Here is a 25,569-nt window from a genome sequence, read left to right as displayed (position 1 = left end):
ATCCCATGGCATCACGCACCGTCCTCCCCCTCCGCGACCGGGTCGGATCGATCACGAGCGGCACGCTGGCCTGGCTGTACGCGGCCATCCTGATCATCCCCTTCTACTACTTCATCGCGTCGTCGTTCAAGACGAACGAGGAGATCTTCGAGTCGCCCCTCGCGCTCCCCACGAGCTGGGACTTCTCGAACTTCACCACGGCGCTGCGCCAGGCCGATCTGGGCCTCGCGGTCGCCAACTCCGCCCTCACCACCGTGGCCGCGTTGATCCTGACGCTGCTCCTCGCGCTCCCCGCCGCGTTCGCGCTGGCCCGTGCCACGGGCAGGATCGGCCGCATCATCGAGACCGTCTTCAGCCTGGGCTTCCTGATCCCCTCGTTCGCCGCACTGTTCCCGACCTTCCTGCTGGCGGCATCGCTCGGCCTGTTCCACACGCGCACCTTCGTGGTGCTGCTGCTCCCGGCGACCGCGCTGCCACTGTCGATCGTCATCCTCACCGCCTTCATGCGCACCATCCCGCGCGAGCTCGAAGAGGCGGCGTCGATGGACGGCGCGACGACGCTGCAGGTGCTCCGCCAGGTCTACCTGCCGATCTGCATCCCCGGTATCGCGACCGTGCTGCTGCTGAACTTCCTCTCGTTCTGGAACGCGTACCTGTACCCGCTCATCCTCATCGGGCCCGACACCGCCCAGCGCACGATCCAGGTGGCGCTGCCGACCCTCAAGGTCGACGCGGGAACCGACTACGGTGTGCTGATGGCCGGAACCCTCCTGACCCTGCTGCCCGTCTATCTCGTCTACACCGTGCTGCAGAAGCAGATGCAGAAGGCGCTGGTCTCCGGGGCGATCAAGGGATGACGGGCTCTGCACACCTGCCCCTGCGCGAGCGCGTCGGGCAGATCAATCAGCGTCTCAAGGGCTGGGAAGCGGTGCGCTGGGTCGACGGCGCACCCCGCATCACCGACGTCCTGCGCCGCGAGGTCGACCGCTGGGGTGGGATCGGCGCGATCTACGGCGTGCTGCGCGCCGACCCGTGGTCACAGGTGCGGTGGAGCAACGGCATCCCGCCCGAGCGCAGCGCCGAGGCCTATCGGGCCGTGCAGGAGTACATCGTCACGCACGGCGCGGGCCTGCCGACGCTGTTCGTCGAGGAGGTGCCGCACGGGCTCATGGCCCTCGGAGGCACGACCCTCCCCGTCAACCTGGCCCTGGGCGCGGGAATGGATCCCGCCCTCACCGAAGAGCTCGCGGCGCACGTCGCCGCCGAGACGCGCCTGCGCGGCACGCACGTCGCGCTGGTGTCGGGACTCGACGTGCTGCGTGACCCGCGCTGGGGCCGCGCCGAAGAGTGCTTCGGCGAGGATCCGGCGCTCGCCGCCCTGCTCGTCGAGGCGACGGTGCGCGGGATGCAGGGCACGGATGCCGCGGCTGCAGCATCAGCGATCGCCCCCGACCGCGTCGCCGTCGTCGCCAAGCACCTGGCGGCGCAGGGCGCGGGCATCGGAGGCCGCAACGGCTCCGGCGCACCGATCGGGCGCCGGGAGCTGGGCGAGATCCATCTGCGTCCGGCATACGCCGCCGCCCGGGCCGGGGTCGCCGGCTTCATGGCCGCGTACAACGACATCGACGGCATCCCCTGCAGTGCGAATCGTGAGCTCTTGACCGGCACGCTGCGCGAGGGGTGGGGCTGGGAGGGCCTCGTGATGGCCGACGGCACCGCGATCGATCGTCTGCGCGACAGCGCCCCCGATCCGGCGACGGCCGCGGCGATCGCTCTCGCCGCGGGTGTCGACCTCAGCCTGTGGGACGAGGCCTTCACGCACGTCGAGGAGGCCGTCGATCGCGGCATCCTCGACGAAGGGGTCGTCACGCGGGCCGCCGACCGCGTGCTCGCGCTCAAGAGCCGCCTCGGCCTTCTCGGGGAACCCGACGTGCCGGCCGCGATTCCTGCCGACCCCGAGCGCGAGCGCGCGTTCCTCTCCCTCGCCGCGCGTGCCGCCGCCCAGTCCGTCGTCGTCGTGCACGACGCGGGGGCGCTCCCGCTTCCGGCTGCCGGAGATCGCGCGGATGCCGGCCCCGTGATCGCCCTCCTCGGACCGAACGCCTCGGACCTCGACGCCCAGCTCGGCGACTACACGCCCCCGCGTCCGGCCCCCGACCCGATCTCCTCCACCGTGCACTCCGCACTCGTCACCCGATACGGCGCGGAGCGGGTGCGCGTCGCGCAGGGCTCCACGCATCGCGGCGAACTCTCCGATCCCACCGGCGCCCGGGATTCCGTGAGCGCAGCCCTCGACGGCGCCGACGTCGCCCTCGTGGTGCTCGGCGGTACGAGCCGCCGCAGCTACGACGACGAGTTCGCCGACAACGGCGCGATCGATGCGCCGGCACCCGACACCACCAACGGCGAGGGTGTGGATCTCGCGCACCTCGGGTTGCCGGACGCACAGCTCGCCCTGCTCCGCGCCGCACGCGCCTCGGGGGCACCTCGGGTGATCGCGGTCGTGATCGACGGGCGCCCGCGCCCGCTCGACGACGTCATCGCACTCTCGGATGCCGTGATCCTCGCGCCCTTCCCCGGTCCCGGCGGTGGAGAGGCGATCGTCACCGCCCTGAGCACCGGTGTCGGCGGAGGCCTGCTGCCGGCGACGCTCCCGTCCGCCGACGGAGTGCTACCGGTCGCGCACGACGAGCGCCGCGAGACGGCGCGCGGCTACCTCGGTGCACGCCACCCCGCCGGAGTGCTCTTCGGCACCGGCATACCGTCGACGGTCGAGGTCCGCCTGCGCCCCGCTGCTCCCGGCGAGTCCCCCACCATCCCTGCCGCCAGCCTGGGCAGGGGCGAGCGTGTCACGGTCCTGATCGACGTCGCGAACGCCTCGGCATCCGAGATCTCCCTCGCCGTTCCGCTCTACGGGCGGCGGCACGAACGCGGCATCCGTCCCCGACGTCGGACGCTGCTGGCGGTGACCCGGGTGACCGTCGCAGCGGGCGGCCGCACCACGGCCCCGGTCGACCTCGGACTCGACGCGCTGGGCTCCTGGGCGAGCGGGCGGCCCGAGGCCCTGCCCGCTGAGATCCTCGCGTGGACGGCATCCGCGCACGATCCCACCCACGACGCGATCACGATCCGCATCACCGACGAGGAGGGCCGCACCGGATGGACGAGCTGACGGCGTTCACGCCCGATGTCCGCACGCGGAATCTGATCGCGGACGCCGCCGACGGCGTGCGGCTCACCAGCGGTGAGCGCATCGGCGACCTCGTGGAGGCCGCCCTGCTGCGCACCCTCACCGAGACGGTGGGTATCGACCAGGAGGGGCGGGTGTTCATCATCACCGGCGACATCCCGGCGATGTGGCTGCGCGATTCCACGACGCAGCTCACCCCGTACCTGCGCTTCCTCGACCGGAGTCCGCAGCTCGCCGACCTGGTCGAGGGTGTGGTGCGTCGGCAGTTCGGATTCCTCGCGCACGACTCCTACGCCAACGCGTTCAACGACGGCCCCACCGGCGCCCATTACGACCCGGACGACGTCTGCGACGACCCCGAGGTCTGGGAGCAGAAGTACGAGGTCGACAGCCTCTGCTACCCGGTCTCGCTCGCCCACACGCTCTGGCGCAGCACGGGGCGCACCGCCGTCTTCGACGAGCACGTGCACGCGGTCCTCCGCACGATCGTCGATCAGCTCCGCGCCGAGCAGCACCACGAGGACTCCGCGTACCGGTTCGAGCGCGACACCGCGATCCCCACCGAGACACTCCCCCGCGGCGGCCGCGGCTCCGCCGTCGGGCACACGGGGATGACGTGGAGCGGATTCCGCCCCTCGGACGACGCGTGCACCTTCGGGTACAACGTCCCCGCGAACCTCTTCGCCGCACAGGCGCTGCGCGACCTCGCCGAGATCGCTCGCGAGGTGCTCCACGACGAAATGCTCGCCACCGACGCGCTCGCCCTCTCCGACGAGTTGCGAGCCGGTGTGAGTGCGCACGGGATCATCGACGGGCCCGACGGCGAGCCGATCTACGCGTACGAGGTCGACGGCCTGGGCGGCGCGCTCGTCATGGACGACGCGAACACCCCGTCGCTGCTGTCGCTCCCGCTGATCGCCCCCGAGGTGATCGACCGCGAGATCTGGGAGGCGACGCGTCGCGTCGTACTGAGCCCCGCGAATCCCTGCTGGTTCGCGGGCACCGCCCTCCGCGGCATCGGCAGCCCGCACACCCGCGAGGGGCGCGTCTGGCCGATCGCCCTCGCCGTCGAGGGGCTCGTCGGCACTTCGGACGACCGCATCCGCCTGCTGCGCATGATCGCCGAGACGGATGCCGGCACCGGGCACGTGCACGAGAGCATCGACGTCGACGATCCCGCCGTGTTCAGCCGCCCGTGGTTCTCGTGGGCGGAGTCGATGTTCTGCGAGCTCGCGCTGCAGGTCGCCGAGGACTGAGCACCCGACGCACTCGCACACCCGCGAACGCACGAACCGCCCGGGTCGGATGACCCGGGCGGTTGTGTACGTCTCGATAACGCTAATGTGTCATCGATGAATCATAAGATCAGGCGGTGCAATTGGGGGCCCCCAGAGCGACCTTGGACAAGAAACCGGCCAGCGTGAATGGCCCAGCCCCCATGACAACGATGCCGAGCACCATTCCACCTGCAGTCTTTCCGAGCCAGATAACACACTGAACTTTATCTGCAGGCACGCTTGCCACCTCACCATTTCCGGAAAGGCTGATGCTATCTACCTGCTGTCCATTGATGTATTTCTGGAGGTAGGACCCCTTGCAATCGCTGAGCGGCGCCCCACTCGCCATGGAATACGACGACCCGTCAGTGCCGAGACAGATGTACTCGTATTCACCCGTTGACGCGGGCTGAACGGCAGCGGACGTAGGGGACTGAACAGCGGTCGGTTCACTCTGCGCGCTGGCGGCGCTCGGCGCGACCAAGGTCGACAATGCGACGACGACGGCGGCCCCCCAGCCAATCAATGATTTCTTCTTCATGATTCCTCCGATCTCACCTCTTTGTGCGGATCACCGTCCTCGCGGCGGTTCACCCTCGGTAGATTTCCAACCCGTACACCCTTTGTCAACCCATCGAATTTGTGGCTAAATTCATCGGCGGAAAATATCACCTTGTACACCGACACGGCACCCACGCATGAGGACACAGCTCCTCCGGCGGTGAGTTTCCTCCGTATTCGCAGCGCGGTCCTCACGCCAACGAGCCGCCCACCCGAGGGGTGGACGGCTCGTTGGCGAATCCGGAGAACGCTTACTGGTACGACTTCACGATCTCGAGCAGGCTCGGAACGTTGGCGTAGGCCTCGGCGGCGTTGTCCTTGGTGACGATCACCGGGTCAAGCAGGTACGAGTCGACGATCTTGGCGCCGTTGTCGTAGGACTCGGTGTCGTTGACGTCGACCTCCTCGCCCTTCTGGAGCTGCTCGACCATCTTGATGGCCTGCGCCACCAGGAGAGTCGTGTCCTTGTTGATCGTGGAGTACTGCACACCCTCCATGATCGACTTGACGGACTCGACCTCGGAGTCCTGACCCGTGACGACCGGAACCGGCTTGCCGGCCTGCTGCACCGAGGTGATGATGGCGCGTGCGAGCGTGTCGTTCGGCGAGAGGACGCCGTCGATGACGGTGTCACCGCTGTACGAACCGGTCAGGATCGTGTCCATGCGGTTCTGGGCGTTCTCCGGGAGCCATCCCTCCGTCGCCGTCTGGGCGATTTCCGTCTGACCGGAGACGACCTTCAGCGTGCCGTCGTCGATCTTCGGCTGAAGGACATCCATCGCGCCGTCGAAGAAGACGGACGAGTTGGCGTCCGTCGCCGCGCCGGAGAAGAGCTCGATGTTGTACGGAGCTTCGTGGCCCGCGTTCGCCTCGAGACCGTCCAGGAGCGCCTGCCCCTGCAGCTGGCCGACCTTGAAGTTGTCGAAAGCGACGTAGTAGTCGACAGCCTCGGTGTTCTCGATGAGACGGTCGTACGCGATCACGTACGCACCGGCATCCTTGGCCGCCTGCACCTGGGTGGCCAGCTGCTTGCCATCGTTCGCGCCGATGATGACGACCTTGGCACCGTTCTGCACCATGGCCTGGATCTGGTTCTGCTGTTCGGCGACCGTGTTGCTCGACGGCGCGTACTGCACGTCGGCCTTGAAACCCGCGGCTTCGAGTCCGTCGGTGAACAGCTTGCCGGCGAGCACCCAGTTCTCCGACGTCTTGTCGGGGAGTGCGACACCGATCGTCGAACCCGCTTCGAAGCCGCTGGTGGCCTCTTCGCCGCTGCCGGATCCGGTGTCACCGCCGCGCTCCGATGAGCAGCCGGTGAGGGCGAAGGCGCCCGCGACGACAAGCGCTGTCGCCGAAACAAGGATCTTCTTCATGTGATCTCTTTCTCTGGTGTGTGAAGGTCTGAACGCGCGTGGGCCACGCGATCGGACCCCTACTTTCCGCTCGTCTTGTCGACGGGTGGGGCTTGGTAGGTCTTGTTGGGCTCGAAGGTCTCTGTGGCGGGATCCACCTGACGGCCGAAGCGGCGCGTCATGAAACCGATCAGCGACGGGCGTCCCTGCTGCTTGTTCCAGACGTCGATGCCGACGGCGAGGAGCAGCACGATTCCCTTGACCATGGCGACGACGTCCGACCCCTGTCCGAGGAGGGCGAGGCCGTTGTTGAGGAACGCCATCACGAGTCCACCGATGATCGATCCGATCACGGTACCGATACCACCGGCGACGGCCGCGCCACCGATGAAGACCGAGGCGATCGCGTCGAGCTCCCAGCCGGTGCCGTCGTTCGGGCCGGAGGCCTGCGAACGGGCGACGAAGATCATTCCGGCGAGTGCCGCGAGCATCGACATGTTCATCATGACGAAGAAGTCGACCCAGCGATCCTTGACGCCCGACAGGCGCGCGGCCTGGCGGTTGCCACCGACGGCGTAGATGTGACGACCGAAGACCGTCTTGCTCGTGATGAAGGTGTAGAGGATGACGAGGGCGAGGAGGATCAGACCCGGAACCGGGAAGCTCGTGCCCGGACGGCCGGTCGCGAACATCCAGGCCGCGACGAGCACGACGAGCGAAAGGAGCACGACCTTGGTGATGCTCACCCAGAGGGGGGCGCTCTCCGATCCCATCTTGTGCTGCACGCGACGGGTGCGGATCTCGAAGAAGACCAGCCAGGCCACTGCCACGAGAGCGAGGAGCATCGTCGGGATGTTGAACGGCAGAGGCAATCCGATCTCCGGCAGATAGCCGGTACCGATGACCTGGAACCCCTTGGGGACGGGGATCGTCTGTGAGTCGCCGATGACCTGCTGCCAGCCGCGGAAGAGCAGCATGCCCGCGAGCGTCACGATGAACGCGGGAACTCCGACGTACGCCACCCACAAACCCTGCCAGGCGCCGACCGCGGCACCCACGGCCAGGCCGAGCAGGATCGCGAGCGGCCAGGGAAGGCTCCAGTCCTGCATGGCCTTCGCCACGATGATCCCGGTGAAGGCCGCCACGGATCCGACCGAGAGGTCGATGTGTCCCATGATGATGACCATCACCATGCCGATCGCCAGGATCAGGATGAACGAGTACTGGTTGATGACGTTGATCAGGTTGCCCGAGGTCAGCGTCGCGCCATTGGGCCCGTTGCGGATGAGCGTCAAGATCTCGAACAGCACGATGATGACGATCAGGCTGCCGAGGATTCCGAACTGGCGCAGGGTCGAGGTGCCACCGCCGCCGAACATCTTGGTGATGTCCTTGAAGTGGAACCCGCGCTTCGCGGTCGTGGTGTCGGTGGTCATGCGGATGCTTTCTGGGTTGCGGAGGTCATGCTGCGCATGAGGGCCTCGGGTGTCGCCTGGTCGGCCGGGATGCAGTCGGTGACCCGACCTTCGAAGACGGTGTAGATGCGGTCCGAGATGCCGAGCAGCTCGGGCAGCTCGCTGGAGATCACGATGACGCCCTTGCCCTGCGCTGCGAGCTCGTTGATGATCGCGTAGATCTCGTACTTCGCTCCGACGTCGATGCCGCGGGTGGGCTCGTCGAGGATCAGCAGGTCGGGGTCGGTGAACATCCACTTGGCGAGGACGACCTTCTGCTGGTTGCCGCCCGACAGCTTGCCGACGCCCTCCTCGACCGAGGGGGTCTTGATGCGCAGCGCCTTGCGGTACTGGTCGGCGACCGCGAACTCCGCACGGTCGTCGACGACGCCGCGCTTGGTGATCTTCGAGAGCTTGGCGGCGACGACCGATCGCTTGATCGTGTCGAGCAGGTTGAGGCCCAGCACCTTGCGGTCCTCGCTCACGTAGGCGAGGCCGTGCTTGATCGCCGAGGCGACGTCGGGCAGGGAGATCTCCTGCCCGTCCTTGACCATGGTGCCGCCGAGGAACGTGCCGTAGGAGCGTCCGAACATGCTCATCGCGAACTCGGTGCGTCCGGCGCCCATGAGTCCGGCGATGCCGACGACCTCACCACGGCGCACGTTGAGGCTGGAGCCCTTGACGACCATGCGCTCGGAGACGGTCGGATGCTGCACCCACCAGTCCTTGACCTCGAAGAACACCTCGCCGATCTCGGGGGTGCGGTCGGGGTATCGGCTCTCGAGCGAGCGTCCGACCATGCCGCGGATGATGCGATCCTCGTTGATCTCGCCGCGCGAGATGTCGAGGGTCTCGACCGTGCGGCCGTCGCGGATGATGGTGATCTCGTCGGCGATCTGCTCGATCTCGTTGAGCTTGTGGCTGATCATGATCGACGCGATGCCCTTGGCCTTGAGGCCGAGGATCAGGTCGAGCAGGTGCTGCGAGTCGTTCTCGTTGAGCGCGGCGGTCGGCTCGTCGAGGATCAGCAGCTTGACGTCCTTATTGAGCGCCTTGGCGATCTCGATGAGCTGCTGCTTGCCGACGCCGAGGGTCTTGATCTGCACGTCGGGGTCTTCGTTGAGACCCACGCGGGCGAGCAGCTCGGTGGCGCGCTTCGTCTGCGCCTGCCAGTCGATCGTGCCGAAGCGGCGGATCTCGTTGCCGAGGAAGATGTTCTCGGTGACCGAGAGTTCCGGGATGAGCGCGAGCTCCTGGTGGATGATCGCGATGCCGGCGGCTTCGCTCGCCGCGATGTCCTTGTAGCGCTGCTCTTCGCCGTAGAGCAGGATCTCTCCGTCGTAGGTGCCGTACGGGTACACCCCCGACAGCACCTTCATGAGCGTCGACTTCCCGGCACCGTTCTCGCCGCAGATCGCATGGATCTCGCCGGCGCGGACAGTGATCGAGACGTCGGCGAGAGCCTTGACCCCCGGGAACTCCTTGGTGATGTTCTTCATCTCCAGGATCGGGCCAGACACGGTAGGCAACGTTGCTGTGGTGCTCACGGATCTTCCTCGCGACGTGCGGTCACCTTCGATGTGACCGTTCACATTGGTACATACAACTCCGGCGCACCGGGCCTGTCAAGTCCGGCGCGGATTTTCGTGTCGCTACCGTGACCTGCGCGGCGCGTGGGGCCCCGCGGACTCGCGATCGCGCACCGTGGTCTGGATCGGACCGAACTCCGGAGCCTGCTCCCCGCGGATCTGCGCGAGCAGGATCTTCACCGCGCGACGGCCCAGTTCGGGGAAGTCCTGGTGCACCGTGGTGAGGGTCGGTGCCACGTGCGCGGCCACCGGTACGTCGTCGAATCCGACGACGCTGATGTCGTCGGGCACGCGCACCCCGGCATCGCGGAACCCGTGCATGAGCCCGATCGCCATGAGGTCGTTCGCCGCGAACACCGCCGTGAAGTCGCGCCGGCGCGACAGTTCCTGCCCGGCGAAGTAGCCGAAGTCCGCGGTCCAGTCGCCGCGGATCGGCGGGAAGGTCGGCAGATCGGCCTCGCGCAGGCCGTCGAGGTATCCGCGCATGCGCGACTCCGCCTCGATCCAGTCCTGCGGGCCGGCCAGATGCAGGATGTCGCTGTGCCCCAGGCGGATGAGGTGCTCGGTCGCGGCTCGCGCCCCGGCGACCTGATCCGCCGACAGACTCACCCCGTCCGACCCCGACGCGGTCTGCAGGGTGACGAACGGGAAGTCGACCGCCATCCCCCGCAGCACGTGGAACACGCGCACCTGCGGGGCGAGCACCACGATCCCGTCGACCTGTTCGCGCGCGAGCTGGCGCACGGCGCTGCCGATCGCCTCCGGCGTGGTCGCCGCGAGGTTGAGCGTCGAGACCGAGTACCCCTCCTCGCGGGCGGCATCCTCGATGCTCGCGATCGACGAGGTCGGCCCGAACTCCCCGATCGTGGCCGAGAGCACGCCGAGCATGTTCGATCTGCTCGTGACGAGCGCACGGGCGGCGAGATTCGGGCGGTAGTCGAGCACCGAGATCGCGTCGAGCACCTTCGCCTTCGTCTCGGGGCGGATGCTCGGATGATCGTTGAGCACGCGGGAGACGGTCTGATGCGAGACCCCGGCGAGACGGGCGACATCGCGGATGCTGGGCATCCGGGCGCGCTCGGAGGCAGTGGACATCACGGCCTCCTTGCATGTGCACCCTTATGTGCACGGTCACATCGTACGTACATTATGACCCTGAGCGCACGAAAGCGCCTAGCGCGGGAACGGAGCGCGGGTCGGGAATCGGGTCAGACCAGGATGCGCGCGCCCGGCACGGGGCCGTGCACGTGGAGCGCTTCCCGACCCGCCTGCTGCAGCGCGGTCTGCACCGCCTGCGCGGACTCCGGATCACCGCACAGGAGGGCGACCGTGGGTCCGGAGCCCGACACGATGCCGTGGAGCGCACCCGCGCGGATGCCGCGCCGGATCGTCTCCTCGAGGTCGGGACGCCGGTGCACCGCGGCCGCCTGCAGATCGTTGTGCAGGCTCGCCGCGAGCTGCACCGCATCGCCCGACCGGAGCGCCTGCAGCACGGGGATCGGCACGTCGAGGCTCGACGGCGGATCGTCGGCGAGCGCCCCCTCCTCCTCGCGGAGCAGGTCGAGCTGCTCGTACACGACGGGGGTCGAGAGGCCTTCGTCGCTGGTGACCAGCACCCAGTCGAACCGGCCGCGGGCGAGCGCGGGGTTGAGCTGATCGCCGCGCCCGGTGCCCACTGCGGTGCCCCCGTGCAGGGCGAAGGGCACGTCGGCCCCGAGACGCGCAGCCAACTCGTGCAGCCGCGCGGGCGAGAACCCGGTGCCCCACAGCGCATCGCACGCCACGAGGGCGGCTGCGGCATCCGCCGATCCCCCGCCCATGCCGCCGGCGACGGGCACGCTCTTGCGGATCTCGAGCGCCACTCCCCCGTGGTAGTCGGCGGCGGCGGCGAGCAGCTTCGCCGCACGCATCGCGAGGTTGCGGTCGTCGAGCGGAACGGCATCCGCGTCCACCGCTCCCCGGACCGTCACCGAGAAGTCGTCCGCCGCCCGTGCGATCACGTCCTCGTACAGCGACACCGCCTGGAAGACGGTCGCGAGGGCGTGATACCCGTCTTCGTGGCGACCGCCGACCCCGAGGAAGACGTTGATCTTCCCCGGGGCGCGGACGTGCACCCGATCGACGGACGCGGCAGAGCTCATCGGCTCACAGCTCCGAGGACTTTGCCCACAGGTTGACGTCGACCTTGCCCGAGAGGGAGTCGATGCGGGCGAGCTGCTCGGAGGTGAACTCCGGACCGTTCACCGCGGCGATGTTCTCGTCGAGCTGCGAGACGCGCGAGGCGCCGATCAGCGCCGAGGCGACGACCGGGTTGCGCAGCGTCCACTGCAGGGCGAGCTGGGCGAGCGACTGTCCGCGTTCCTTCGCCACCTCGTTCAGATCGCGCAGGGTCTGCACGGCCTCGTCGCTCAGACGCCCCTCGGGTAGCGAGCCGCGCTTCTGCGCGCGATCGGCCGTGCCGTCGCCGAGGTACTTGTCGGTGAGCAGGCCCTGGGCGAGTGGGGTGAACGCGATCGCACCGAGGCCGTTCTGCGTGAGGGTGTCGTCGAGGCCGTCCTCGACCCAGCGGTTGAGGATCGAGTACGCGGGCTGGTGGATGACGAGCGGGGTGCCCAGTTCCTTCGCGACGGCGACGGCCTCGGCCGTGCGCTCGGCGCTGTACGAGGAGATGCCCACGTAGAGCGCCTTGCCCTGGCGGACCAGGGTGTCGAGCGCTGCGACGGTCTCGGTGATCGGGGTGACCGGGTCGACGCGGTGCGAGTAGAAGATGTCGACGTAGTCGAGGCCCATGCGCGTGAGCGACTGCTCGGCGCTCGCGAGGATGTACTTGCGGCTCGCGAAGTCTCCGTAGGGCCCGGGCCACATGTCCCACCCGGCCTTCGACGAGATGATGAGCTCGTCGCGGTACGGGCGGAAGTCCTCGGCGAAGATGCGACCGAAGTTCTTCTCGGCCGAGCCGTAGGGCGGGCCGTAGTTGTTGGCGAGGTCGAAGTGCGTGATGCCGCGGTCGAACGCGTGGCGCAGCAGTGCGCGCTGGTTGTCGAGCGGGATGTTGTCGCCGAAGTTCCACCACAGGCCGAGCGAGATCGGCGGGAGGTACAGGCCGGACGAGCCGACCTGGCGATAAGCGAACTCGCTGTAGCGGCCTTCGGCGGCGGCGTACGGGCGGTGCAGTTCGGGGACGTTCGGGCTGAAGCGGGGCGAGTCGGTCACGGTGCCAGATTAGTCGTTGCGGCCTGCGCGGCGATCCTCTGGTAGTCATCGACCGTAAGATCCTCGCCCCGGGCGGTCGGCGCGACACCGGCGGCGGTCAGGACCTCGGATGCCGCGGCCGAGCTGCCGAAGATCCCCGACAGCGCCTGGCGCAGCATCTTGCGGCGCTGGTTGAACGCGGCATCCACGATCTGGAACGTGCGGCGGCGCTCGTCCTCGCTCCCCCGCTCGCCCTCGGACCGGTCGAAGCCGACCAGCAGGCTGTCGACGTTGGGCACCGGCCAGAAGACCTGGCGCGAGACGTTTCCGCTGAGCTTCCACTCGCCGTACCAGGCGGCCTTCACGCTCGGGGAACCGTAGATCTTCGATCCCGGCTTCGCGGCGAGACGCTCGGCGACCTCGGCCTGCACCATCACGACCCCGCGCTGCAGGTACGAGAAGTTCTCGAGGAAGTGCAGCAGCACCGGCACCGAGACGTTGTACGGGAGGTTGGCGACGAGCACCGTCGGCTCTCCCGGCAGCTCGGTGATGCGCAGGGCATCGGCATCCACGACGTTCAGCATGCCCTCGGGAACGCCGCGCTCCGCGGCGGTCTGCGGCAGGCGGGCGGCGAGCCGGTGATCGATCTCGACGGCGGTGACCTTCGCCCCCGCTTCGAGGATCGCGAGCGTCAACGACCCGAGGCCGGGTCCGACCTCGACGACCCGTTCCCCCGGCTGCACGCGCGCGGCGTGCACGATCTTGCGCACCGTGTTGGCGTCGACCACGAAGTTCTGGCCGAGCTTCTTGGTGGGGGTGACGTCGAGCTCGGCGGCGAGGCGGCGGATCTCGGTGGCGCCGAGCAGGGTGACGGTCATTGCTCCATTCTCCCCTACGGCGGACGATGTCCCCGGCTCCCAGTACTCTCGGGTGGTGCCCACCCTCGGAGAACTCGTCGCCCCGCGCCGCATGGGGCGCGATTTCCGGTGGCTGCTGGCATCGTCGTGGACCAGCAACGTCGGCGACGGCGTCGCTCTCGCGGCCGCTCCCCTGCTGATCGCCTCGATGACCTCGTCGCCGATCCTCGTCGCGGCCGGCGCCATCCTGCAGTTCCTCCCGTGGCTGCTCTTCGGCCTGCACGCGGGAGCGATCGCCGACCGCTTCGACAGGCGGCGACTGGTGATGCTCGCCAACGCCGCCCGCGCCGTCGTCCTCGCCGCGTTGTGCGTCTTCCTCGTGACCGGTACCGCCAACATCTGGATCGTGCTGGCGGTGGCCTTCCTCTACGGCACGGCCGAGGTCTTCGTCGACACCGCGGGCAGCACGCTGCTGCCGATGCTGGTGCAGCCCGCCGATCTCGGCATCGGCAACGCACGGCTGCAGGCGGGCTATCTCGTGGCCAACCAGTTCGCCGGCCCGCCGCTCGGCGCCTTCCTCTTCGCGGCAGGCAGCGCCTGGCCGTTCCTCGTCGAGATCGTCTGCGTGGTCGCAGCCGTCGTGCTGATCTCGCGCCTGGCCCGAACCCCGGTGCCCCCGCGTGAGAGCGCCGACGGCGGCGGCTCCGCGCACCCTCCCGTGCACACCGACATCGCCGAGGGTCTGCGGTGGCTGTGGCGCAACCCTCCGGTGCGGATGCTGGTGCTCATCATCCTGCTCTTCAACGTCACCTGGGCCGCGCCCTGGGGTGTGCTCGTGCTCTACGCGACCGAGCACCTGCACATGGGAGCGGTGGGCTACGGAGCGCTCACCACGGCCTCGGCCGTCGGCGGCATTCTCGCGACGCTGAGCTTCGGGTGGCTGGAGCGGCACATCTCGTTCGCGAGCCTCATGCGCATCGTGCTGACCCTCGAGGTGCTCATGCACCTGGCCTTCGCACTCACCACCGTGGGGTGGGTGGCGCTCGTGATCATGTTCTTCTTCGGCGCCTACGCCTTCGTCTGGGGCACGATCTCGACCACCGTGCGCCAGCGGCTCGTGCCCGCCGAACTGCAGGGCCGCGTCGCCTCGGTGAACATGGTCGGCGTGTTCGGGGGCATGGTGATCGGCCAGGCCCTCGGCGGCGTGATCGCCGAGATCTGGGGCCTCACGGCTCCGTGGTGGTTCGCCTTCGCCGGAGCGGCGCTGACCCTGCTGTTCGTCTGGAAACCGATCAGCGCGATCGTTCAGGCAAGGCCAGTCTCACAGGACGACCCGGCTCAGCCCTCGAACGAGCCGTAGACCCGCTGCGTGTTCGCGGCGATCCGCGCACAGAGCTCGTCGACCTCGAGATCGAGTTCGGCGGCCATGAAGCGCACCGTGATCGGCACGAGGTACGGCGCGTTCGGCCGTCCGCGCAGCGGCACGGGAGTGAGGAAGGGGGCATCCGTCTCGACCAGGATGCGGTCGAGGGGCGTGACCTTCAACGCATCGCGCAGGTTCTGCGCGTTCTTGAACGTCACGTTGCCGGCGAACGACAGGTAGTACCCGGCGTCGGCGCAGACGCGGGCCATCGCGTCATCGCCCGAGAAGCAGTGGAACACCGTCGTCTCGGGCGCGCCGACCCGCGTCAGCGTCTCGAGCACCGCATCGTGCGCATCGCGATCGTGGATCTGCATCGCGATGCCGTGCTTCTTCGCGATCGCGATGTGCGCCTCGAACGAGGCGTGCTGCGGGCCCCGGCGTTCGGGCTCGGTGCGGAAGAAGTCGAGGCCGGTCTCGCCGACGGCCCGCGTGCGCGGGTGCGCGGCGAGCTCGTCGATCACCGCGATGGCCTCGTCGAGGCGCCCTTCGTCGGCGTAGGTGGGCGCGTCGTTCGGGTGGATCGCGACCGCGGCGAGCACACGGGGATCGGATGCCGCGGCATCGACCGCCCAGCGCGACGACTCGATATCTCCCGAGGACTGCACGACGCCGGCGATCCCGACCGCCTGCGCGCGATCGAGCTGCTCGCCGAGCGTCAGCGGCTCATCGCCGTCGACGATGTCGAGGTGCGCGTGGTTGTCGTACACCGGCACCGCGAGCGGCTCGGGAGCCGCCGGATACCGCAGATCCTTGCGCCCGTCGTTGCTTCGCTGCTGCACGTACGTCATGCTCGCGCGTCCCTCCTGTTCAGGCGGTCGTCGATTCTCAGGCGGTCGTCGATTCTCAGGCGGTCGTCTCCACGCGCGGGAACAGCGGCGCGAGACCGTTGACGCTCGTGCCCGGCTTCAGCGCACCCCAGGCGCCCGCCTCGCGGATCGGCTGATCCTGCAGGCGGCCCAGGTCGTCTCCGGCGCCGAGCGCCTCCCAGAGCTTCTCGGTGGACTGCGGCATCACCGGCGACAGCAGCACGGCGAGCGCGCGCAATCCCTCGGCGCACGTGTACAGCACGGTGCCGAGCCGCTCGCGCTGCGCCTCGTCACGGGCCAGCGCCCACGGCTCGTTCTCGGTGATGTAGCCGTTGAGCGCGTCGACGATCTTCCAGATCGACGAGATCGCCTCGTCGATGCGGAACTGCTCGATCGCGGCATCCGCCTTCGTCGCGGCATCCGCCACGATCTGCTGGATCGCGAGGTCCTTCTCGGTGTACTCGCCCGCGGGCGGCACGATCCCCTCGAAGTACTTCTCGATCATCGCGGTCGTGCGCGAGGCGAGGTTGCCGAAGCCGTTCGCGAGCTCGGCCTGGTAGCGCGCCGCGAGGTCCTCCCACGAGAACGAGCCGTCCTGACCGAAGGCGATCGCCGACAGGAAGTAGAAGCGGTACGCGTCGGAGCCGAAGACATCGGTGATCTCGGTCGGCGCGATGCCGGTGAGCTTCGACTTCGACATCTTCTCGCCGCCCACCAGCAGCCAGCCGTGCGCGAAGACGCCCTTGGGCACATCGACGCCCGCGGCCATCAGCATCGCCGGCCAGATGACCGCGTGGAAGCGCAGGATGTCCTTGCCGACCACGTGGTAGGCCGGCCAGCGCCGATCGAAGTTCGCGTCGTCGTCGCCGTAGCCGACCGCGGTCGCGTAGTTGAGCAGTGCGTCGACCCACACGTAGATGACGTGCGCGTCGTCCCACGGCACCTCGATGCCCCAGTCGAACGCCGACCGCGAGATCGACAGGTCCTTGAGACCCTGGCGCACGAACGAGACGACCTCGTTGCGCGCCGACTCCGGGCGGATGAAGTCGGGCTGCTCCTTGTAGAGCTCGAGCAGACGGTCCTGGAACTCGCTGAGCTTGAAGAAGTAGTTCTTCTCCTGCAGCAGCTCGAGGGGCTTGGAGTGGATCGCACAGACCTTCAGTCCCTCGAAGGGACCGGTGCCGTCGAGGATCTCGGACTCGGGCTTGAACTCCTCGCAGCCCACGCAGTAGAGCGCCTCGTACTCGCCGGCGTAGATGTAGCCGCGGTCGTAGATCGCCTGCACGAACTTCTTCACGCGATCCTCATGACGCTCCTGCGTCGTGCGGATGAAGTCGTCGTTGGCGACATCGAGGGTCTTCAGCAACGGGAACCACGCCTCGGTGACGAGCTTGTCGACCCACTCCTGCGGGGTGACGTTGTTCGCCGCCGCCGCGCGCAGCATCTTCTGGCCGTGCTCATCGGTGCCCGTCAGCATCCAGGTGTCGTCGCCCGCCTGGCGGTGCCAGCGCGCGAGCGTGTCGACCGCCACCGAGGTGTACCCGTGGCCGATGTGGGGCACGTCAGAGGGGTAGTAGATGGGCGTGGTGATGTAGAACGATTCGCCTGCGGGCATGGAGCAATTCTAGGTGCCCGCAGGGCGACGTTACGCCGGTCCGACCGTCACGTCGATGCGGTGCCAGCCCTGGGCGCCGTCGGGTGCGGGGGCCGCGCGCTGCTCGGTCTGCGTGTCGCCGTCGGCACCGATCGCCCGGCACTCGATGCTGTGCTCACCGACCTGCGCCGACCACGGGATGCTCCACTGCACCCAGGTGTCGTCGGAGATCCCGGTCGCGAGGTCGGCAGCCTGCCACGACCCGCCGTCGACGCGCACCTCGACGCCCGCGACGCCCGTGTGCGGAAACCAGGCCATGCCCGCGATCATCGTCTCCCCCGCTTCGACCGTCCGTCCGCCGCGCGGCACGTCGATGCGCGACTGCAGCTTGATCGGACCGTGGTCGGACCATCCGCGCGGGGTCCAGTACCCCATCGCCCGGTCGAAGCGCGTGACCTCGAGCTCGGTGACCCACTTCGTCGCCGAGACGTATCCGTAGAGCCCCGGCACCACCATCCGCGCGGGGAAGCCGTGCTCCAGGGGCAAGGGGGCACCGTTCATCCCGATCGCCAGGAGCGCATCGCGATCGTCGGTGAGCGCCTCGATCGGCGACGAGGCGGTGAACCCGTCCGCCGAGGTCGAGAGCACCATGTCGGCGTCGGACTGCACCCCGGCGCGGGCGAGCAGTTCGCGCAACGGATAGCCGAGCCAGCGGGCGTTGCCGATCAACGAGCCGCCCACCTCGTTCGACACGCACGAGAGTGTGACGTAGGACTCGGTCATCGGCAGCGACAGCAACTCGTCCCAGGTGACCACCACCTCGCGATCGACCATGCCGTGGATGCGGAGCGACCAGTCGGCGGGGTCCACGCGCGGGACCACGAGGGCCGTGTCGATCCGGTAGAACTGCTCGGTCGGAGTGACGACGGGGGCGAGGCCCGGCAGATCGAGCTCGGCGCCGCTCGGCACCGCCCCCGCCGCGGTCGTCGGCTTCGGCAGCGTCAGCGCCTTCCGCACCGCCTCGAGAGATCGTGAGGCGCCGCGGGCCGCATTCCCGATGAGCAGGGAGACCACGCCCGCGGCCGCGACGCCGCCCGTCCACAGCAGGAAGCGGCGGCGATCGTCGGGGTCGGGCGCGACGCCCACGATCGGGCGGAGTCGGCGGATCAGCAGCCGCAGGACGAACGCCGAGATCCCGCCCGCGACGATGCCGGGCACCCACGCGTACGGGCCCGGGTTCGCTCGCGTCAGCGCCACCAGCACCGCCACTGCGCCCAGAACACCGAACATCGTCGCCCCGAGGCCGGAGATGCGCCGTTCGACCACGCCGGCCAGAGCTGCGACCGCGGCGAGGACCACCCCGATGCCCACCAGCAGGGCGGCCTTGTCGGCAGTTCCGAAGAGCGCGATCGCCGTGTCCTTCGCCCAGGCCGGTGCGAGATCGATGAGCCCGCCGCCGACGACCGCGAACGGACTCGCCTCCGGGGCGATGAGGGCGGCGACGAGTTCCGCCGCGCCCACGCCGAGAGTGGCGGCGGCGAGCCCGGCGGCCGCCGCCCGGACGCGCTCCGCCGAGCCCCGATCGCTCGGAGCCCCGATCGCCTGCGGCGGCGTCTGCGGCGGCGTCTGCATCATCTCCTGATCGTACGCCGCCGCGCACGCCCGGCGACCGGACGGCCTCTCGTGCGCCGGCTCTCAGAGAGCGTTCCGCCGCGCGACCTCTCCGAGCCACGCGAGCGAGGGCTTCGGTGTGCGCGCGAACGTCTCGCGATCGAAGGCGATCAGCCCGAACGTCGGGGCGAAACCGCTCGCCCACTCGTAGTTGTCGAGCGCGCTCCAGTGCTGGTAGCCACGCACCTCGATGCCGTCGGAGATCGCCCGGTGCAACCCTTCCAGGGCCCCCTGCGTGTAGGCGATGCGGCGGGTGTCGTCGGCGGTCGCGATGCCGTTCTCGGTCACGATCACCGGCACCCCTCCGCTGCGCTCCCAGGCGCTGCGCACGCCGAGCTCCAACGCCTCGGGGAAGAACTCCCATCCGGTGAGCGTCGTCTCGACATCGGCCGAGACCGGCAGCGGCCCCTCCGGACCGATGAAGGTGCGGGTGTACGCCTGCACGCCCACGAAGTCGTCGCCCGCGGACTGCTCGAGGTACCAGTGGTCGCGCGGATCGCCGTACTGCGCGACCATCTCGTCGGCGCCCGGCTCGCCGCTCGAGTGGAACGCCTGGGTGGCGATGGTCCACCCCGCCTGCGCGCCCGACACGGAGTGCACGATCTCGGAGGCGCGGTGGTGGGCGTCGAGCAGGGTGTCGGCGACCGCGAGGTCGGGGTTCGGCAGACCGTAGGCCACGAGGTTCGATGCGTCCTCGCCGCCCGCGAGCATGGCCGCGATGTTCGGCTCGTTGATCGTGCACACGTACCGCACCCCGTCGAGGATCGGCAGGACGGTCTCGACATAGCGCGAGAAGAGGTCGACCGCGTCATCCGCGCGCCAGAAGCCGTCGCGCTGGAACCACTCGGGCACCGTGAAGTGCATCAGCGTGACCGTCGGATCGAGACCGTTCTCGCGAGCGGTGTCGATCATGCGCCGGTAGTGGTCGAGCATCGCCCGCGAGACGAACCCGCGCTCCGGCTCGATCCGCGCCCACTCCAGCGAGAAGCGGTACGAGTTGAGCCCCGCATCGGCGAGCAGCCGCATGTCCTCGGGATAGCGGTGCAGATGGTCGGCGGCGTCTCCGGATGGCTCCACCATCGTCGAGTCCGGCGCATGCTCCATGCGCCACCAGTTGCTGGTCGTGTTGTTGCCTTCGACCTGGTGGGCGGCGGTCGCGGCGCCCCAGAGGAAGCCGTCGGGGAATGCGAGCACGGATGCTCCTTTCATGAGGGGTCTTGTGGGGTCTCAGCGCGAACGCGCGGGGTTGGGGACGGCATCGAGCAGCTCGACCGTGTAGGGGTCCTCGGGGTGCTGCAGCACCTGCGAGGTCTCGCCGCGCTCCACGACGCGGCCGCGGTTGAGCACGAGGATGTTCTCGGTCACGAGGCGGGCGCTGAGCAGATCGTGCGTGATGTAGAGCATGCTGATGCCCCAGCGCTCACGCAGATCCTCGAGCAGGGCGAGCACACCGGCCCGCAGCGAGACGTCGAGCATCGACACCGGCTCGTCGGCGATCAGCACCTGCGGATCGCTCGCGAGAGCCCGCGCGATCACGACGCGCTGACGCTGACCGCCCGACAGCTGGTGCGGCAGCTTCGCCGCGAACTGCTCGACGGGGGTGAGTCCGACGGTGTCGAGCAGTTCGAGCACCCGGGCGCGCGCCTCCGCTCCGCGCAGCGGCGTGTAGTTGCGGATCGGCCGGCTGAGCGCGTACTCGACGGTGTGCAGCGGGTTGAGTGCGGCGTAGGGATCCTGGAAGACCATCTGCACGTCCTTGCGCAGATCGCGCAGACCCCGACGCTTCAGCGACGCGACGTCGGTCTCGCCGAAACGCACCGTGCCCGCGGTCGGCTTCTCGATGCCGGTGAGCAGCTTCGCGATCGTGGATTTGCCCGACCCCGAGGCGCCGACGAGTGCCAGGGCCTCCCCCGGCTCCAGCCGGAACGACACGTCGTCGACCGCGGTGACGGCATCCTCTCCGCGACGCGGAGCGGGATAGCGCTTGCTCACGCCGTCGACGACGATCGCGGCGTCCGCCCGCCGCGTCTCGCGCTGCGACACCGTCGGCAGCGTCTCGGTCACATCGGTGCGCGAGCGCCCCTCGCGCCGGCGGGTGCCGGCATCCACGAACCCGGGGATCGAGAGGGTCTCGGCGCGCGGATCGGCGTAGTGGCTGAGCAGCATGCGCGTGTACTCGTCCTGCGGGGAGTGCAGGATGTCGGCGCTCGCCGCATCTTCGACGATGCGGCCCTCGTGCATCACCATCACGCGGTCGGTGGCCTCGAGCACGATGCCGAGGTCGTGGCTGATGAGGATCGCGGTGAATCCCTCGGCGCGCTGCAGGTCTCGGATCGTGTCCATCACGGCGTGCTGCACGAGCACGTCGAGCGCGGTCGTCGGCTCGTCGAACACCATGAGCTGCGGCTCGAGCGACAGGGCGAGGGCGATCGAGGCGCGCTGGCGCATGCCGCCGGACAGCTCGCCCGGGTAGCGCGCGAGCACGGCCGGGTCGAGCCCCACCTTCGCGACGAGCTCGCGGGCGCGGGCGTCGCGGTCGTCGCGCGGCACGTGACCGTGAGCGGCGAAGATGTCGGCGAAATGGTGGCCGACCGTGCGCACCGGGTTCAGCGCATTCATGCCCGACTGCAGCACCATCGCGAACCCGCCCTGACGCTGGCGGCGCAGCCCCTCGGCGTCGAGGTCGCGGATGTCCTTGCCGTCGAACAGGATCCGTCCGCCGCTGATGCGCGCCGGGGGCTTCTGCAGCCGGGTCAGCGCGAAGCCGAGCGTCGACTTGCCCGACCCCGACTCGCCGACCAGTCCCACGAACTCGCCCTGCCGCAGCGTGAACGACACGTCGTGCACGGCCTGCACCGGTTCGGCGCCGGGAGAGGCGTACTCCACCGACAATTGCTCGACCTCGAGAAGGATCGGGGTCTCGGTCGTCTCCGACACGGTCATGGCGGTCATCGCCCCTTCCCTTCCCGCAGGCGCGGATTGGAGATGCCGTCCACGCCGAAGTTGATGAGTGTGAGGCTCAGCGCCAGCAGCGCGATGCACAGACCGGGGGCGAACAGCAGCAGCCACTGGCCCGTGAGCAGGGAGTTGGAGTTCTGCGCCCAGTAGAGCATCGTGCCCCAGCTGACGATGCTCGAGTCGCCGAGGCCGAGGAATTCCAGGCCCGCCTCCGCGAGGATCGCCGCCGTGGCCGCCCCGAAGAGCGTGCCGGCGATGATCGACGTCATGTTCGGCAGGATCTCGCGGAACACGATGCGTGCCGGGCTGTCGCCCGAGAACTGCGCCGAGGCCACGAAGTCGTTGCCGCGCAGCGACTGCGTCTGGCTGCGCAGCACGCGCGCTCCCCACGCCCAGCCGGTGATGACGATCACCGCGATGATCATCAGGATGCCGCCGTTCTGCAAGTAGGCGGCGATCACGATCATGAGGGGCAGGCCAGGGATCACCAGGAACAGGTTGACGACGAAGCCGACGACCTCGCCCGAGAACCCGCGCATGTATCCCCAGCTGAGACCGATCAGCACGGCGACGATGGTCGAGAGGATGCCGGCGGCGAAGCCGACCAGCAGACTGACCTGCGCGCCGTAGATGAGCTGACTCAGCACGTCCTCTCCCGCCGCGGTGGTGCCCAGCCAGTGCGCGGCCGAGGCATCCGCGTTGCGTTCGAAGCCGTTCTCCTTCGCGCCGTAGGGAGCCAGGAGCGGGGCGAACACGGCCACCAGCACGAAGAAGGCGAGCAGGCACAGCCCGATGCGGGCCTTGCCGTTCGACCACAGCGTGCCGACCATGCGGCCGACCGAGCGCCAACGGCTCGGCTGGGCGATGCGATCGGAGGGGATCTTGACGTTCATGGTGGAAGTCATCGGCGGGTCCTTGGATCCAGCACGCCGTACAGGATGTCGACGAGGAAGTTGGCGATGAGCACGCTCACGGTGATCATCAGGAAGAGCGCCTGCATGAGCGGGTAGTCCTGCCCGATCACGGCGTTGAAGAGCAGGTACCCGATGCCGGGATAGCCGAACACCTGCTCGACGAGGATCGACCCGCCCACCACGCCGCCGAGCGTGAGCCCGAAACCGGTGAGGTTGGGGAGGATCGCGTTCCGCGCCGCGTAGCGCACGGCGATCGTGCGCCCGTGGAGCCCGTTCGCCTCGGCGAAGGTGATGTAGTCCTCGCCGAGCGTGTTGATCATGGCGTTGCGCATGCCGATGATCCATCCGCCCAGCGATGTGAGCAGGATCGTCAGCGCGGGCAGCACCGCGTGCCGGGCGAGATCGCCGATGAACTCGAGGGTGAACCCCGGGGTCGTCGTCGCCGAGTAGGCGCCGGTCGTCGGGAACCAGTGCAGCACGTAGCCGAGGAAGAACAGCAGCAGCAGCGCCGTCCAGAAGTACGGGAACGTGCTGAGGAAGGAGCCCGTCAGCGTCGGCAGGGAGTCGAGCCAGGTGCCGCGGCGCCAGGCGGCCGCGACGCCGATGAGCGTGCCGATCACGAACGCGAGGATCGTGACGATCCCGACGAGTCCGATCGTGTACGGCAGTGCGGTCGAGACCATGCTCGCCACCGACTGCGGATAGAAGGTGTACGAGACGCCGAAGTCGAGTGTCGCGACCTGACCGAGGTAGGCCACGTACTGGTCCCACAGCGATCCGCCCGGCACACCGAGTTGGGCTTCGATGGCGGCCCGGGTCGCGTCGGACACCGGTCCGTTCTGCGAGAGCTTCGCGATCGCCGCGTCGGCGGGAGAACCGGGCATGAGCCGCGGCAGGAAGAAGTTCAGGGTGATCGCGGCCCACAGCGTGAGCACGAACAGGCCGAGCTTCTGCAGGAGGTACTTCATCGGTCGCCCTCCTTCACGGGATTCACGGGCTTCAGCTTCGTGAAGATCATGAGAGGCGCCGAGTCGTAGTTCTGCGGGATCATGTACGGGTCGTCCGCGCTCGGCCAGCCGGTGAACTTCGCATCGCTGAACAGACCCCAGATGCCGCCGTAGTAGAGCCCGATCACGGGCATCTCGTCGTAGACGATGTTCTGCAGCTCGCGCACGATCTCGGCCTGCCGGTCGGGATCGACCGTCTCGCGGTACTCGAGCAGCAGGGCATCCGCCTCGTCCGAGCGGTAGCGCTCGAAGTTGTTCGCGGTCGGCTCTCCGGAGGGCACGTAGAACTCGCTCGAGAGCAGGTTGTTGTAGGCCTGGTAGGCGTCACCGTTGCCCATGCCGCCGATCGCCATCTCGAAGTCGCCGTTGCTGATGGCGCTCTGGTACCCGGCCGGCTGCGGCAGCTTCAGTGTGACCTTCACGCCCACCGCGGCGAGCTGGCTCTGCACGCTCTGGGCCGCGCGGGTCCAGTCGGTGAAGCCGTTCGCGGTCGTGAGGGCGAACTCGAGCTGCGCACCGTCGGGGCCGACGAGACGATCACCGTCGAGCGTGTATCCGGCCTGCTCGAACGCCGCGAGCGCGGCATCCGTGTCCTGCGTGATCATGCCGGAGTCTGGGATCGACGGGTCGAGGTACTTCTCCTGGTTGGGCAGGATGAGGCCGGTCTGGCCGGCGGGCTCCATGTACCCCTCGGATGCCGTCTCGGCGATCTCCTCGCGGTCGAGCGAGAGGGCGATGCCGCGCCGCACGTTCACGTCGTCGAACGGCGCGACCTCGAGGTTCGGCATGAGCCCGATCACCCCGCCCGGCGGGAACCACCAGGAGTTGTGCTCGCTCGCCGCGCCCCACGTGCCCTCCACGTCGGAGATGAAGGCGTACGCCCAGTCGTATCCGCGGCTGACGGTGTCGAGCTGGTTGTTCGTGGCGGGCAGGACGATGTGCTCGATCTCGATCGAGTCGGCCTGCCAGTAGTCGGGGTTGCGATCCATCGAGTACTGCTGGTCGTTGTAGTTGCCGAGCACGAAGGGCCCGGTGCCGACCGGCTCCTCGTTGCGATAGGTGCCCGGGTCCTCGACGTCGGCCCAGAGGTGCTCGGGCACGATCATCGTGAGGCCGATGATCGACAGCGACGGGGCGTCCTCGCTCAGCAGGTGGAAGACGACGTCGTTCCCCTGCGTCTCGACGCTTTCGATGTGCTGCCAGGCGCCCTTGATGTCGAGCGTGGGCTCGTCCTTGAGCAGCTGGAACGTGAACGCGACGTCATCGGGGGTGAGCGGCTCGCCGTCGCTCCACTCGACGCCGTCGCGGATCGTCATGACGATCGTCTTCGCGTCGGGCTGCGACCACTCGGTCGCCAGCCACGGGTTCAGTTCGCCGTCGAGCGGGTTCACCAGGATGAGCGGCTCGTAGATCCAGCGCGACGCCGTGCGCGTGTTCGTCAGGTACGGGTTGAAGTTCCGGGTGAAGAACGGGTTTCCGTGGTCGGCGTTGATGAGCATCGTGTCGTCGCCGATCGTGGGATCGGGCTGGGATGTGATCTGGATGCTGCATCCGCTCAGCGCCACGGCCGCCGCCGCGAGCGCGACCACCGCCGTCCTGCGCCAGCGTCGGAGCATGTGCGTCTTCGCCACGCGTCCACCTCATGTCGTCGTCGTCATGGAGGGACCCGGTGGCCCCTCGAGAAGCCACTGTAAGCGCATACATTTCGATCGCGCAAGGGGTTG

General features: G+C 68.6%; 20 protein-coding genes. 4 read left to right on the top strand and 16 right to left on the bottom strand.

Annotation, left to right across the window (positions count from 1 at the left end; all coding sequences use genetic code 11):
• The first annotated feature begins 5 nt into the window (after positions 1-5).
• The 3 genes from ACI2JZ_RS15755 to ACI2JZ_RS15745 are packed head-to-tail and all read left to right on the top strand — an operon-like array spanning position 6 to position 4,446.
• Entirely contained in the window at positions 6-857 is an 852-nt protein-coding gene (locus tag ACI2JZ_RS15755; protein WP_247624874.1) for a carbohydrate ABC transporter permease, read from the top strand.
• Positions 854-3,172 (top strand): glycoside hydrolase family 3 protein, encoded by a 2,319-nt coding sequence (locus tag ACI2JZ_RS15750; RefSeq protein ID WP_404598433.1) that lies wholly within the window; start codon positions 854-856, stop codon positions 3,170-3,172. Before ACI2JZ_RS15755 ends, ACI2JZ_RS15750 begins: the two co-directional genes overlap by 4 nt.
• Positions 3,160-4,446 carry a glycoside hydrolase family 125 protein gene (locus ACI2JZ_RS15745; protein WP_404598432.1) on the top strand — a complete coding sequence of 429 codons (1,287 nt, stop codon included), beginning with the start codon at positions 3,160-3,162 and terminating at the stop codon, positions 4,444-4,446. The genes ACI2JZ_RS15750 and ACI2JZ_RS15745 overlap by 13 nt, the downstream gene beginning before the upstream one ends.
• 109 nt (positions 4,447-4,555) lie before the next feature.
• Here ACI2JZ_RS15745 and ACI2JZ_RS15740 read toward each other — a convergent pair whose 3' ends face one another.
• The 8 genes from ACI2JZ_RS15740 to rsmA form a co-directional block, all read right to left on the bottom strand.
• Positions 4,556-5,008 carry a hypothetical protein gene (locus tag ACI2JZ_RS15740; RefSeq protein WP_247624877.1) on the bottom strand — a complete coding sequence of 151 codons (453 nt, stop codon included), beginning with the start codon at positions 5,006-5,008 and terminating at the stop codon, positions 4,556-4,558.
• Positions 5,009-5,279: 271 nt separating this feature from the next.
• The gene (locus ACI2JZ_RS15735) at positions 5,280-6,401 is read right to left on the bottom strand and encodes a sugar-binding protein (RefSeq protein ID WP_247624878.1); all 1,122 of its coding nucleotides are present in this window, start codon (positions 6,399-6,401) and stop codon (positions 5,280-5,282) included.
• A 59-nt stretch (positions 6,402-6,460) separates the two neighbouring features.
• Positions 6,461-7,816, bottom strand: a complete 1,356-nt coding sequence (gene mmsB / locus ACI2JZ_RS15730) for a multiple monosaccharide ABC transporter permease (RefSeq protein ID WP_404598431.1) — start codon at positions 7,814-7,816, stop codon at positions 6,461-6,463.
• Positions 7,813-9,333, bottom strand: coding sequence for a multiple monosaccharide ABC transporter ATP-binding protein (gene mmsA / locus ACI2JZ_RS15725; protein ID WP_281731628.1), 1,521 nt, complete (start codon positions 9,331-9,333; stop codon positions 7,813-7,815). Before mmsA ends, mmsB begins: the two co-directional genes overlap by 4 nt.
• A gap of 153 nt (positions 9,334-9,486) precedes the next feature.
• Positions 9,487-10,518, bottom strand: coding sequence for a LacI family DNA-binding transcriptional regulator (locus tag ACI2JZ_RS15720; protein WP_247624880.1), 1,032 nt, complete (start codon positions 10,516-10,518; stop codon positions 9,487-9,489).
• Positions 10,519-10,631: 113 nt separating this feature from the next.
• A complete protein-coding gene (locus ACI2JZ_RS15715; RefSeq protein WP_404598429.1) occupies positions 10,632-11,564 on the bottom strand; it encodes a 4-(cytidine 5'-diphospho)-2-C-methyl-D-erythritol kinase in 933 nt (310 codons plus the stop codon).
• Positions 11,565-11,568: 4 nt separating this feature from the next.
• Positions 11,569-12,636 (bottom strand): L-glyceraldehyde 3-phosphate reductase, encoded by a 1,068-nt coding sequence (gene mgrA, locus ACI2JZ_RS15710; RefSeq protein WP_282185363.1) that lies wholly within the window; start codon positions 12,634-12,636, stop codon positions 11,569-11,571.
• On the bottom strand, positions 12,633-13,493 hold the full coding sequence (rsmA, locus tag ACI2JZ_RS15705; protein WP_404598427.1) for a 16S rRNA (adenine(1518)-N(6)/adenine(1519)-N(6))-dimethyltransferase RsmA: 861 nt from the start codon (positions 13,491-13,493) through the stop codon (positions 12,633-12,635). The genes mgrA and rsmA overlap by 4 nt, the downstream gene beginning before the upstream one ends.
• 55 nt (positions 13,494-13,548) lie before the next feature.
• Between rsmA and ACI2JZ_RS15700 the strand changes: the two genes are divergently transcribed.
• Complete coding sequence (locus tag ACI2JZ_RS15700) at positions 13,549-14,832, top strand: MFS transporter (protein WP_404598425.1); 1,284 nt, start codon at positions 13,549-13,551, stop codon at positions 14,830-14,832.
• Here the strand turns inward: ACI2JZ_RS15700 and ACI2JZ_RS15695 are convergent.
• The 8 genes from ACI2JZ_RS15695 to ACI2JZ_RS15660 are packed head-to-tail and all read right to left on the bottom strand — an operon-like array spanning position 14,811 to position 25,476.
• Positions 14,811-15,683 (bottom strand): TatD family hydrolase, encoded by an 873-nt coding sequence (locus ACI2JZ_RS15695; RefSeq protein ID WP_247624884.1) that lies wholly within the window; start codon positions 15,681-15,683, stop codon positions 14,811-14,813. The two genes, ACI2JZ_RS15700 and ACI2JZ_RS15695, sit on opposite strands and share 22 nt — an antisense overlap.
• A 55-nt stretch (positions 15,684-15,738) precedes the next feature.
• Positions 15,739-17,316, bottom strand: coding sequence for a methionine--tRNA ligase (gene metG / locus ACI2JZ_RS15690; RefSeq protein ID WP_404598423.1), 1,578 nt, complete (start codon positions 17,314-17,316; stop codon positions 15,739-15,741).
• A gap of 30 nt (positions 17,317-17,346) precedes the next feature.
• Positions 17,347-18,930 carry a molybdopterin-dependent oxidoreductase gene (locus ACI2JZ_RS15685; protein WP_404598422.1) on the bottom strand — a complete coding sequence of 528 codons (1,584 nt, stop codon included), beginning with the start codon at positions 18,928-18,930 and terminating at the stop codon, positions 17,347-17,349.
• Between the two features lie 60 nt (positions 18,931-18,990).
• Positions 18,991-20,160, bottom strand: a complete 1,170-nt coding sequence (locus ACI2JZ_RS15680; RefSeq protein ID WP_404598420.1) for a glycoside hydrolase family 1 protein — start codon at positions 20,158-20,160, stop codon at positions 18,991-18,993.
• Positions 20,161-20,193: 33 nt separating this feature from the next.
• Positions 20,194-21,918, bottom strand: coding sequence for an ABC transporter ATP-binding protein (locus ACI2JZ_RS15675; RefSeq protein WP_404598419.1), 1,725 nt, complete (start codon positions 21,916-21,918; stop codon positions 20,194-20,196).
• A complete protein-coding gene (locus ACI2JZ_RS15670) occupies positions 21,915-22,829 on the bottom strand; it encodes an ABC transporter permease (RefSeq protein WP_247624889.1) in 915 nt (304 codons plus the stop codon). Before ACI2JZ_RS15670 ends, ACI2JZ_RS15675 begins: the two co-directional genes overlap by 4 nt.
• Positions 22,826-23,806, bottom strand: coding sequence for an ABC transporter permease (locus ACI2JZ_RS15665; RefSeq protein ID WP_247634278.1), 981 nt, complete (start codon positions 23,804-23,806; stop codon positions 22,826-22,828). The genes ACI2JZ_RS15670 and ACI2JZ_RS15665 overlap by 4 nt, the downstream gene beginning before the upstream one ends.
• Entirely contained in the window at positions 23,803-25,476 is a 1,674-nt protein-coding gene (locus ACI2JZ_RS15660) for an ABC transporter substrate-binding protein (protein ID WP_404598417.1), read from the bottom strand. Before ACI2JZ_RS15660 ends, ACI2JZ_RS15665 begins: the two co-directional genes overlap by 4 nt.
• Between the last annotated feature and the right edge of the window lie 93 nt (positions 25,477-25,569).

Origin of the sequence: Microbacterium sp. NPDC087868, assembly GCF_044900755.1 — a bacterium.
Taxonomy (GTDB): domain Bacteria; phylum Actinomycetota; class Actinomycetes; order Actinomycetales; family Microbacteriaceae; genus Microbacterium; species Microbacterium galbinum.
Note: the sequence above shows the minus strand (reverse complement) of the source record. Positions and strands in the feature narration are given on the sequence as shown.